Annotated in this window: 11 protein-coding genes; 7 read left to right on the forward strand and 4 right to left on the reverse strand. The window is 64.5% G+C overall.

Going from position 1 to position 11432, the window contains the following annotated elements:
- Window positions 1–382 precede the first annotated feature (382 nt).
- Window positions 383–676 (forward strand): GYD domain-containing protein, encoded by a 294-nt coding sequence (locus BTO02_RS12120; protein WP_075157246.1) that lies wholly within the window; start codon window positions 383–385, stop codon window positions 674–676.
- Between the two features lie 224 nt (window positions 677–900).
- Complete coding sequence (locus tag BTO02_RS12125; protein ID WP_075157247.1) at window positions 901–1401, forward strand: LEA type 2 family protein; 501 nt, start codon at window positions 901–903, stop codon at window positions 1399–1401.
- Between the two features lies 1 nt (window position 1402).
- Here BTO02_RS12125 and BTO02_RS12130 read toward each other — a convergent pair whose 3' ends face one another.
- The 4 genes from BTO02_RS12130 to BTO02_RS12145 all read right to left on the reverse strand — a co-directional run bounded on the left by BTO02_RS12130 (window position 1403) and on the right by BTO02_RS12145 (window position 7159).
- Window positions 1403–2269 carry a DMT family transporter gene (locus BTO02_RS12130; RefSeq protein ID WP_269667962.1) on the reverse strand — a complete coding sequence of 289 codons (867 nt, stop codon included), beginning with the start codon at window positions 2267–2269 and terminating at the stop codon, window positions 1403–1405.
- Window positions 2270–2314: 45 nt separating this feature from the next.
- The gene (gene pncA / locus BTO02_RS12135; protein WP_083615096.1) at window positions 2315–3025 is read right to left on the reverse strand and encodes a bifunctional nicotinamidase/pyrazinamidase; all 711 of its coding nucleotides are present in this window, start codon (window positions 3023–3025) and stop codon (window positions 2315–2317) included.
- A 36-nt stretch (window positions 3026–3061) separates the two neighbouring features.
- Window positions 3062–5149, reverse strand: a complete 2088-nt coding sequence (locus tag BTO02_RS12140; RefSeq protein ID WP_075158815.1) for a 3-hydroxyacyl-CoA dehydrogenase NAD-binding domain-containing protein — start codon at window positions 5147–5149, stop codon at window positions 3062–3064.
- A 258-nt stretch (window positions 5150–5407) separates the two neighbouring features.
- A complete protein-coding gene (locus BTO02_RS12145) occupies window positions 5408–7159 on the reverse strand; it encodes a 3-(methylthio)propionyl-CoA ligase (protein WP_083615097.1) in 1752 nt (583 codons plus the stop codon).
- Between the two features lie 214 nt (window positions 7160–7373).
- Between BTO02_RS12145 and BTO02_RS12150 the strand changes: the two genes are divergently transcribed.
- From BTO02_RS12150 to BTO02_RS12170, 5 genes are all read left to right on the forward strand, one after another.
- On the forward strand, window positions 7374–8945 hold the full coding sequence (locus tag BTO02_RS12150; RefSeq protein WP_075157249.1) for a protein adenylyltransferase SelO: 1572 nt from the start codon (window positions 7374–7376) through the stop codon (window positions 8943–8945).
- A 59-nt stretch (window positions 8946–9004) separates the two neighbouring features.
- Window positions 9005–9448: a peptide-methionine (R)-S-oxide reductase MsrB gene (gene msrB, locus BTO02_RS12155; protein ID WP_075157250.1), complete on the forward strand. Its 444-nt coding sequence runs from the start codon at window positions 9005–9007 to the stop codon at window positions 9446–9448.
- Between the two features lie 142 nt (window positions 9449–9590).
- Window positions 9591–10121, forward strand: a complete 531-nt coding sequence (locus tag BTO02_RS12160) for a septation protein A (protein WP_075157251.1) — start codon at window positions 9591–9593, stop codon at window positions 10119–10121.
- A gap of 4 nt (window positions 10122–10125) precedes the next feature.
- Window positions 10126–10440, forward strand: a complete 315-nt coding sequence (locus BTO02_RS12165; RefSeq protein ID WP_075157252.1) for a BolA family protein — start codon at window positions 10126–10128, stop codon at window positions 10438–10440.
- A 159-nt stretch (window positions 10441–10599) separates the two neighbouring features.
- Window positions 10600–11382, forward strand: coding sequence for a peptidylprolyl isomerase (locus BTO02_RS12170; protein WP_075157253.1), 783 nt, complete (start codon window positions 10600–10602; stop codon window positions 11380–11382).
- Window positions 11383–11432: the final 50 nt, after the last annotated feature.

Genomic DNA, 11432 nt, shown 5'->3' on the forward strand with positions numbered 1-11432 from the left:
TGATAACCCGCCCGGTCGATCGCATTGGCGCATGCACGCACAGACGACTCGTCAATATGTACTTGCATCAACCGCAACGGAGCGAAAAAAAGACGCCTCATGTGCGCGGCACCGCTGCGGGCGGCCCTGCCGTTTCCTATACTTTTTCCATCACGCTGCTTGCGCGGCCGTCTGGTCTTCCATTCCGACAATCCGCATCGAAAACGCCGCCCGATCGAAGCGCACATGCGCGCGACGCGGCGCCCCGGCCCGTGCGCCGGTCCGCACACGCAAACGCACCCGCACGCCCATGCGCAAGCGAGTGCACAGACCGATATCGACTGATGCGGCGCGCGACGCGCCGCGCGCACGGCACATCGCCATCCGACTTCGAGAGGGCAACATGGCTACGTACATCATGCTCGTCAACTGGACCGATCAGGGTATTCGCAACGTGAAGGACACCGTCAAGCGCGCCAAGGCATTCGAGGAAACCGCGCGGTCACTCGGCACGTCGATCGGCTCGCTCAAATGGACGCTCGGCGCCTACGATCTCGTCGTGACGTACGACTGCCCCGACGACGAGACCGCCACGCGCATCGGGCTTGCGCTCGGCTTGCAAGGCAATGTGCGGACGTCGACATTGCGCGCCTTCGGCGAAGACGAGATGGAGCGGATTCTCGCCGGCCTAAAGTGACCGGTGAGCGGCGAGCGGCGAGCGGCGAGCGCAGTTCGACGGCACCCGTCGGGCGCGAGATCGGGCGAGCGCTTCCTGTTGCGACGCCTGCTGGGCCTTGCGTGTGCCTCGCAAATGACAGACAGGCAAACCGGCGCGCGCATGGCAGTAACCATGCCGCGCCCAAATCGCCCGGCCCCGACTACAATGACCGCCAGATTCCCCCTCTCGCCGAGGTGCCGGCCATGTACTCCGATCGCGTCGTCAGGTTGGTCCGCTTCGTTGCTGTCGTGCTTGCCGTGGCCGCGTTGTCAGGCTGCGCCACGTGGTTCGGCAGCGATCCGCTGCGCGTGAACGTTGCCGGCCTCGAGCCGCTCGATAGCCAGGGCATGGAAATGCGCTTCAACCTGAAGCTGCGCATCCAGAACCCGAGCAGTTCAGCGGTGAACTTCACCGGTATTTCGGTCGATCTCGAAGTCAACGGCAAGTCGTTCGCGACCGGTGTGAGCCCCGCGTCGGGCAGCGTGCCGGCATTCGGCGAAACGGTCGTCAGCGTGCCTGTCACCGTCCCGGCGCTCGCCGTACTCAATCAGATGTTCGTGTTCGTCGACCGATCGCAATACGGCCAGATCGAATACATCCTGCGCGGGCGGCTGGCCGGTACCGGCATAACCGGCAGCACGCGCTTTGTCGACCAGGGCTCGATGTCGATTCCGTTCCCGTCCATCGGCGGCGCGACTTCCTGATTCACACGGTCGGCCCTTCGACCGGCTTGCGGCGCAAGGCGACCGCAATCGAGCTGCCCACCACGAGCGCGATGCCGGCCACCGACACGAACCCGATCGTCTCGCCCCACGCGAGATAACCGAATAGCGTCGCCCAGACGATGGTCGTGTAGTTGTATGGCGCAAGCGCGCTCGCGCTCGAATCGCGAATCGCGACGGTCATGAGGATCTGGCCCGTCCCGGCGAGAACGCCGATCAGCGCCATGTGCCCGAGTGCACCTGGCGTCGGCGTGCGCCACAGAAAAGGCAGCGACAGGCTACTGACGAGCATGCCGACGAGCGTGAAGTACAGCACCGCAACACTCGAATCTTCGGTCGGCTCGAAGCGCTTGATCTGGATGATCGACAGCGCCCCCGTGATCGCGCTCAGGATCAGCAGCAGCGGCCCGATCCAGTTCGAGTGATTGCCCGTCGGCCGCACGATCAGCAGCACGCCGATAAAACCGATGGCGGCCGCCGCGGCATCGCGGCCTCGCAGCGGCTCCTTCAGCAGCAACGGCGCGAGCACGGTGACGAACAACGCCTCCGAATACAGAATCGCGACCGCCTCGGACAGCGGCGCGTACGGCAATCCCGCAAAGAACAGCCCGAGCGTGACGAGCAGCGTCAGTGCGCGCAGCGTCTGTCTGCGCAGGCTCAGCGTTTTGATCCGCTCGCGCAACGGCGTGCCGCGCAGGCACATCGCGAGCGCCGGCGCGAGGCCGAACATCATCCGGAAGAATGTGAGCTCGTTGGCCGGATAGTCGAGCGAGACCGCTTTCGCAAGCGCGTCGACGAGCGCGAAGCAGAACATCGCGAGCAGAATCTGCACGATGCTGCGTGCGGTCACTGCATGCTGCCGGGGGACGGCGATGGACAAGGGAACCGGGCCCTTCTAGTTCGGCGAATTCGCCGGCACGCTCGCCGGCTGATCCGCCGACCGATCCGCCACCGACCCGCCCAGCAGATCCGTCGAGCGCGCACGCTGCACACCCGCGGCCTCGATCTCGCGCCACGCCGCCTCGAGCGAGCCGTTCAGGTCGATCGCGCGCGTCGCGTCTTCGATGACGATCACGTCGAATCCGGCCGCGCGCGCGTCGAGCGACGACCACGCAACGCAAAAGTCCGTTGCCAGCCCGCAGCACCAGACGCGTTTGACACCGGTGTCGCGCAAGTAACCGGTGAGTCCGGTCGGCGTCGCATGGTCGGCCTCGACAAAGGCCGAATAGCTGTCGACATGCCGATGATGTCCCTTGCGGATAATCGCGCGCGCGTGCGGAATATCGACGTCGCGATGAAAGGCGGCGCCCGCTGTTTCCTGCACGCAATGCACGGGCCACATCACCTGCTCGCCGTACGGCAGCGGGATGGTCTCGAACGGCTTGCGGCCTGCATGATTCGCGGCGAACGAAATATGCGAGCGCGGGTGCCAGTCCTGCGTCAGCACGACGTGGGCGAAAAGACGCGCGAGCCGGTTTGCGATCGGCACGACCTCGTCGCCGCGTGCCACCGCGAGCGCGCCGCCCGGCATGAAGTCGTTTTGCAGATCGACGACCAGCAACACGTCTTCGGTCTGGTCGATGTCGTACTTCGATACGGTGTTCATGCTTTTTCCCGCCTCTCCCGTTGTCTCATTCGCCGTCTAGCCGTTGAAACGCCGCCCCTGTGCCGCGCGGTCGACCAGGCCCGGTGCGATGTCCCACGCATCGCCGTTCGGCTCGGCCGCCGCATACCGGCGAATCGCGCGCTCCACCTCGTCAAGACCAACCGTATCCGCATACCACATCGGTCCGCCGCGCCACAGCGGAAAACCGTAACCGGTCAGATAGACCATATCGATGTCCGACGCTTTCGCGGCAATGCCTTCGTCGAGAATCTTCGCGCCTTCATTGACGAGCGCGTAGACGAGCCGCTCGACGATCTCGTCATCGCCAAGCTCGCGGCGCGCGACGCCCGCCTCGCGCGCATGCGCAACGATCATGTCGTCGACGGCCTTTGAGGGACGGGCGGTACGCTCGCCCGGCTCGTAGTCATACCAGCCGCCGCCGGTCTTCTGACCGAAGCGGCCCATCTCGCAGAGCCGGTCGGCGACTTTCGCATAGCGTTGCTCCGGATGCTCGCGATAACGGCGCTTGCGGATCGCCCAGCCGATATCGTTGCCCGCGAGATCGCTCATCCGGAACGGTCCCATCGCGAAGCCGAACACCTCGATCGCGCGGTCCACCTGTGCGGGCAGCGCGCCCTCTTCGATCATAAAGAGCGACTGGCGGATGTATTGCTCGATCATGCGGTTGCCGATAAAGCCGTCGCACACGCGCGCGACGACCGCGGTTTTGCCGAGCTTCTTCGCCAGCTTCATGACGGTGGCGAGCACGTCCTTCGCCGTCTGTTCGCCACGCACGACTTCGAGCAGCTTCATCACGTTGGCGGGGCTGAAGAAGTGCATGCCGATCACGTCCTGCGGGCGCTGCGTCAATGCGGCGATGCGGTTCAGATCGAGCGTCGACGTGTTCGATGCGAGAATCGCGCCCGGTTTCGCCAGCGCATCGATGCGGCGAAACACCTGCTCTTTCACGTTCAGATCCTCGAATACCGCTTCGACGATCAAATCCGCGTGCTTCAGATCGTCATAAGTTAACGACGGCTCGATACGCGCAAGCCGTTCTTGCGCCGCTTCAGCCGCGAGCTTGCCTTTTTTGACAGTATTGTCGTAATTCTTGCGGATCGTCGCGAGACCGCGCTCGATCGCTTCGTTGCCCGTGTCGATGAGCGTAACCGGTAAACCCGCATTGGCGAAACTCATCGCAATGCCGCCGCCCATCGTGCCCGCGCCGATCACGGCGACCCGCGCGATCGTGCGCGTCGGCGTATCGGACGGGACATCGGCAATCTTGCCGGCCGCGCGTTCGCCGAAAAATGCATGGCGCAGCGCGCGGCTTTCGGGCGATTGAACGAGCGCGACGAAGCATTCGCGCTCGAACGCGAGGCCCCGATCGAAACCGTGCAACACGCCGGCTTCGATCGCATCGATACATCGATGCGGCGCGGGATAATGCCTCGCGGTCCCGGCAATGTGTTTGCGCGCGGAGGCGATCTGAGCCGCCGCATCGGGACCGTCGATGGCGCGCTCGCGGAGCTTCGGGTGCGGTCCGGGCCGCGCGCCTGCGTCGCGCGCGAAAGCCAGCGCGGCGTCGAGCAGATCGGCTTCGGCGAGCCTGTCGAACAGCGCGGTATCCGCGAGCGCTTCGGACGTCGCCGGCGCCCCCGTCACGATCATATCGAGCGCACGCTGCAGCCCGATTGCGCGCGGCAGGCGTTGCGTGCCGCCGGCGCCGGGCAGAAGTCCGAGCTTCACTTCAGGCAATGCGATCTGCGTGCCGCGCGCGGCGACGCGATAATGCGCGCCGAGCGCGAGTTCGAGCCCGCCGCCCATGGCCACGCCGTGGAGCGCCGCGACAACCGGCTTCGCGCTGCCTTCGAGCGCGCGAATCACCGTGCCGAGCATCGGCTCAGCGCTCGCTTTCGGCGTGTTGAATTCCGTGATGTCGGCACCGCCGCAGAACACCTTGCCGGCGCCGGTCAGCACGACTGCGATCACGGCCGGGTCCTGCCGCGCGCGTTCGAGCGCATCGACGATACCCGCGCGCGTCGCGTGGCCAAGACCGTTGACGGGCGGATTGTTCAGCGAAATGACGACAACGCCGTCGCGGGTCGCGTAATCGACTGCCATCTGCGTGCCTCCGGGTTGGCCTGCGTGAGGCCGGAGCCGCATACCGCGTGCACGGCAGTGCATGATGCGTTCACGCGGATTCAGCGGGATGTAGGGCTACGGCTATTGTCCGCATTTTGCAGCGAACGTATCGCGAGCACGCAGCATACACAGACAGGAACGATCGTTCAATTCAGGTCGGGGCAACGGCGGGGCAACGGCGGGGCATCGCGAGGTTATCGCGAAGTTATCGAATCGTGCTCCCCGTAGTCAGCGCCCTCAGCGCCTGGAGCGCCGTACGCCCTCGCCAGGCGCTTCGGCGTCCGCGCCACGATCCGTGCCGGCGGCATGCGCAGGCGCGCTCGCCACTGGACATGCCGGGTCGGCAAGCACCGAAGGCGGCACATAGTCGCGGAACTGCTCGCGCAGCTTCACCTTTTGCAGCTTGCCGGTCGCCGTATGCGGCAGTTCGTCGACGAACACGACATCGTCGGGGATCCACCATTTGACGACCTTACCCACATAGAACGCGAGCAGCTCGTCGCGCGTAAGCGTCGCGTGGGGCCGTCTGACGACGACCAGCAGCGGCCGTTCGGTCCAGCGCGGATGCGCAACGGCGACGCACGCCGCTTCGGCAACGGCCGGATGCGCGATGGCAATATTCTCGAGATCGATCGAACTGATCCATTCGCCGCCGGACTTGATGACATCCTTGCTGCGATCGGTGATATGCATGAAGCCATCGGGGTCGAGCGTCGCGACGTCGCCGGTCGGAAACCAGCCGTCGATCAGCGGCGACGTTTGCGCGCCGTAGTAACGGTCGATCACACACGGCCCGCGTACGTGCAGATCGCCGAACGACACGCCGTCCCACGGCAGTTCGCGGCCATCGTCGCCGACGATCTTCATATCGACGTTGAAGATCGGCCGCCCCTGCTTCTCGCGCAGCGCGCGCCGCCGGGCGGCAGGGCGCCGCGCCTCCTCGCCTGTGAGCTTGACGAGCGTGCCGAGCGGCGACATCTCGGTCATGCCCCACGCGTGGATCACTTCGACGCCGTAGTCGTCCTCGAATGCGCGCAGCATCGCGGGCGGACACGCGGAGCCGCCGATCACCGTGCGCTCGAGCGTCGAAAAGCGCGCACCGGTTTCCTTCATATGCGCAAGCAGAGCGAGCCAGACCGTCGGCACGCCGGCCGAACAGGTGACCTGTTCCGCTTCCATCAGCTCGTAAAGCGACCGTCCGTCGAGATCCTTGCCCGGAAACACGAGCTTCGAGCCCGACAGCGGCGCCGCGTGCGGCAGACCCCATGCATTCACATGAAACATCGGCACGACCGGCATCACGACGTCGCGCGCCGACAGGGCCATCGCATTCGGCAGCGCCGCGTTGTACGCATGCAGCACCGTCGATCGATGCGTGTACAGCGCGCCTTTCGGATGGCCGGTCGTGCCGGACGTATAGCACAGGTACGATGCGCTGCGCTCGTCGATAAGCGGCCATTGGTACGCGCCGTCGTGCGGTGCGAGCAGCGCTTCGTAGCTTGTCACACGGTTTGACGCGAGTGCGCGCATGTCGGGCAGATGCGCGTCGTCGGTCAGCGCGATCCAGCCGCGCACGTGCGGACATTGCGGCGCGAGCACGTCGACGAGCGGCGCGAACGAGATGTCGAACAGCACGTAGCGGTCTTGCGCGTCGTTGATGATGAACGCGATCTGATCGGGAAAGAGCCGCGGATTGATCGTATGGCAGACCGCGCCGAAGCCCGTCGTGCCGTAGTACGTTTCGAGGTGCCGGTAGCCGTTCCAGGCGAGCGTCGCGATCCGCTCGCCTGGCTGCACGTGAAGCGCAATCAGCGCCTGCGCAAGCTGTTTCGCGCGCCGCTCGCACTCGCGCCAGGTATAGCGATGCAGATCGCCTTCGATGCGCCGCGACACGATTTCGACCGAACCGTAGAACCGCGCCGCGTGCCTTAGCAGCGCGGACACCGTCAGCGGCACATCCATCATCTGACCTTGCAGCGACGGCGTCATGGGCCTATCCCCAGTACTGGTGCGTTGTCGTTGATGATCGTCACTTCGCGAGGGCCGCAGTTTCCACTTCCGCGTCAAGGCATGGCCTATGCGACTAAAACCCGCGACCCAAACCCGCAAAGCACATCCGCGAAGCACATCCGCGAAGCAAACCGGCCGCCAGCAGCGCAAGACACGCGGATTTACAATATCGGCTATTAAAGAGGCGCTCAATATGACGTTTTCACCAGGCACCGCAGAACTTCCCGAAGCCGGCACGTCCGGTCCGCTCGATACGGCTGTCGCGGCAATCGCGAGCAAGCGGGACGGCTCGTTCGCCGAACTCGGTTCGGCATTCCTGACCCGCTTGCCTGCCGCGCCGCTACCCGCCCCGTATGTGGTCGGCTTTTCGCCGGAATGCGCGGCAATGCTCGGCTTTCCCGCCACGCTCGCGAGCGACCCCGGCTTTGCCGGGTTTTTCTCGGGCAATACCACGCGCACATGGTCCGCCGACGCGCTGCCGTATGCCTCGGTCTACTCGGGCCATCAGTTCGGCGTCTGGGCGGGCCAGCTCGGCGACGGCCGCGCGCTCGGTCTCGGCGAAGTCGAACACGCCGGCAAGCGCTTCGAAGTGCAGCTGAAAGGCGGCGGCCGCACGCCGTATTCGCGCATGGGCGACGGCCGCGCAGTACTGCGCTCGTCGATTCGCGAATTCCTGTGCTCCGAGGCCATGCATCACCTCGGCATCGCGACGACGCGCGCGCTGTGCGTGACGGGTTCCGACGAGCCCGTGCGCCGCGAGGAAATGGAAACCGCCGCCGTCGTGACGCGCGTGTCGCCGAGCTTCGTGCGCTTCGGACATTTCGAACACTTCTATTCGAACGACCGCACCGACGCGTTGACCGCGCTCGCCGATCACGTGATCGATCGCTTCTATCCGGCCTGCAGGCAGGCCGACGACCCCTATCTCGCGCTGCTGAACGAAGCGGTGGTGTCGACCGCGGACATGGTCGCGCAATGGCAGGCGGTCGGCTTCTGTCACGGGGTGATGAACACCGACAACATGTCGATCCTCGGCCTCACGATCGACTATGGCCCATTCGGTTTTATCGACGGCTTCGACGCGAATCACATCTGCAATCACTCGGATTCGCAAGGCCGCTATACCTACCGGATGCAGCCGCAGATCGCGTACTGGAACCTGTTCTGCCTTGCGCAGGCGCTGCTGCCGCTGTTCGGAGCACGGTATGAAGAAAGCCGGCGCGGCGAGCGTTCCGTCGAAGATGCGCAGCGCGTGCTCGAAGGCTTCAAGACGCGTTTTGCGCCGGCGCTCGAAGCGCGCATGCGCGCCAAGCTCGGCCTCGAAACCGCGCGCGACGGCGACGACGCGCTCGCGAACCGGCTCTTCGAGATCATGCATGCGAGCCGCGCGGACTTTACGCTGACGTTCCGCCATCTCGCACGCGTCTCGAAGCACGATGCAAGCGGCGATACGAGCGTGCGCGATCTGTTTCTCGATCGCGCCGCGTTCGATGCCTGGGCGAACGACTATCGCGCGCGGCTGTCACAGGAAGCACGCGACGACGCGTCGCGCGCGCTTGCAATGAACCGTGTGAACCCCAAATTCGTGCTTCGCAATCACCTTGCGGAAACGGCAATCCGCCACGCGAAGGAAAAAGACTTTTCCGAAGTCGAGCGGCTTGCAGCGGTGCTGCGCCGGCCGTTCGACGAACAGCCCGAGCACGCCGCCTATGCGGCGCTGCCGCCCGATTGGGCGGGTTCGCTCGAAGTCAGCTGTTCGTCGTAAACAACCGCGGCTTATCGACCGCCTTATTGCCCGACCCGCATTCTCTTCAGGACCCGACCATGAACGCTGACGATCTGAACCACTCCGCGAAGGCCTCCGCCGATACCAGCGAGTACCCCGTGCAAAAAGACGACGCCGAGTGGCGCAAGCAGCTGTCCGAGACCGAGTACGAGGTGACGCGCCACGCGGCGACCGAGCGCCCGTTTACGGGCCGCTACTGGGACCACTGGGATCGCGGTATCTACGATTGCGTCGCGTGCGGCACGCCGCTTTTCGAAAGCGATACGAAGTTCGATGCGGGCTGCGGCTGGCCTAGCTACTTCAAGCCGATCAACGGCGAAGTGATCGAGGAGCGCACCGACCGCTCGCACGGCATGCTGCGTATCGAAGTACGCTGCAAGAATTGCGGTTCGCATCTGGGCCACGTGTTCGAGGACGGTCCGGCGCCGACCGGCCTGCGCTACTGCATCAACTCGGCTGCGTTACAATTCGACCCCAAGTAAGCTCGCCGATATCGCTTCGGCGAAAGTCCGCGCTCAGGCCGCCCCTCGGGTCGGCCTCTTGCCAACTTGCGCGGCCCGCCGCAACCCGCGCGGCGAAGCGTGCACAATGTGCGCTTCGCCAGCGGATTCCTCCGACCTGATAATGAAATTCCTGTTCGATCTGTTCCCGATCATCCTGTTTTTTGTCGCATTCAAGGTCTGGGGCATTTTCACCGCGACCGCGGTGGCGATCGGCGCGACGCTCGTGCAGATTGCGTGGGTGGCGTTTCGCCATCGCAAGGTCGATCCGATGCTGTGGATCAGCCTCGGCGTCGTGACCGTATTCGGCGGCGCCACGCTCGTGCTGCACAACGACACGTTCATCAAATGGAAGCCCACGGTGCTGTATTGGGCATTTTCGGTCGTGCTGATCGTCTCGCAATTCGCGTTCGGCAAGAACCTGATCGAAGCGATGATGGGCAAGCAGATCACGCTGCCGCATCGGATCTGGGGGCACCTCAGCATTGTCTGGGCCGTGTTCTTCGTGCTGCTCGGCATGCTGAACCTGTTCGTCGCGTACAACTTCTCGACCGACACATGGGTCAACTTCAAGCTGTTCGGCGCGACAGGCTGTCTGGTCGTGTTTATCGTCGGACAGAGCCTGTGGCTCTCGAAGTATATGAAAGAAGAGTGACATCATGAGCGCCGACGCCTTCCTTCACGCCACGCCGGCCGAGCGCATCGCATTGATCGAAGCGCGGCTTGGCGCCGCGCTCGCGCCAGTCGAATCGATTACCGTGCGCGACGATAGCGCGCAGCACGCGGGACACGCCGGAGCCGCCTCGGGCGGCCATTACAGCGTGACGATCGTGGCCGCCGCGTTCGCCGGAAAGCCGCGGGTCGCGCGTCATCGCCTGGTGTATGATGCGCTGGCCGATGCGATGCAGCGCGGCATCCACGCGCTCGCAATCACGGCTTACACGCCGCAAGAATTCAGGCAGTTGCCGCATTAGCGCCTGTGTATCCCCGTGTCTCGGCCCCGTAGCCATGCGTTGCCTCGTGCGTGTGCTGCGCCTTGCACGGGCGAGTACCTTCGAAGTCGTTCTGATCGGCCGCCGCTATCCACCCACGTTACGTTAGCCCCCGTTAGTCTGCTCCATTAGGAACTTCCGATGACCTTGAAAAACACCCGCTACTGGGTCTTGCTGGCCGCGTGCGCGGCGGCCCCTGCGTTTGCACAGAACATCGCCGTCGTGAACGGCACGCCGATTCCGAAATCACGTGCCGATGCGCTCGTTCAGCAACTCGTGGCACAAGGTCAGCAGGATTCGCCGCATCTCGAGCAGGCGGTGCGCGAGGAGCTCATCAATCGCGAGATCCTGATGCAGGAAGCGGCGCGCCGCGGCCTGCCCTCGCGTCCCGACGTCAAGGCGCAGGTCGCAGTCGCGCAGCAGACGGTCGTGCTGCGCGCGCTGATCGAAGACTTCGTGAAGAACAACCAGCCGAGCGATGCCGAAGTCAAGGCCAAGTACGACGAGCTCGTCAAGGAAGCCGGCGGCGGCAAGGAATATCACCTGCACCACATCCTCGTCGACAGCGAGCAGCAGGCCAAGGATCTGATCGCGAAGATCAAGGGCGGCGCGAGCTTCGAAGACCTCGCGAAGCAATATTCGAAGGACCCGGGCTCGGCCAAGAACGGCGGCGACCTCGACTGGTCCGATCCGAAGGCGTATGTGCCTGAATTCGCGACGGCCGCGGAAAAGCTGCAGAAAGGCCAGATGACCGATACGCCGGTGCACACGCAGTTCGGCTGGCACATCATCCGCGTCGACGATGTGCGCGAAACCCCGCCGCCGCCGCTCGAACAGGTCAAGCCGCAGATCGTCCAGCAGATGCAGCAGGAAAAACTGCAGGCGTTCGAAGAAAACCTGCGCAAGAACGCAAAGATCCAGTAAGCGCGCTTTTCTCGAGCGCCACCGTTTCCGCGTAAACCCCCATGCTCCAC

Origin of the sequence: Paraburkholderia sp. SOS3, assembly GCF_001922345.1 — a bacterium.
Classification (GTDB): Bacteria; Pseudomonadota; Gammaproteobacteria; order Burkholderiales; family Burkholderiaceae; genus Paraburkholderia.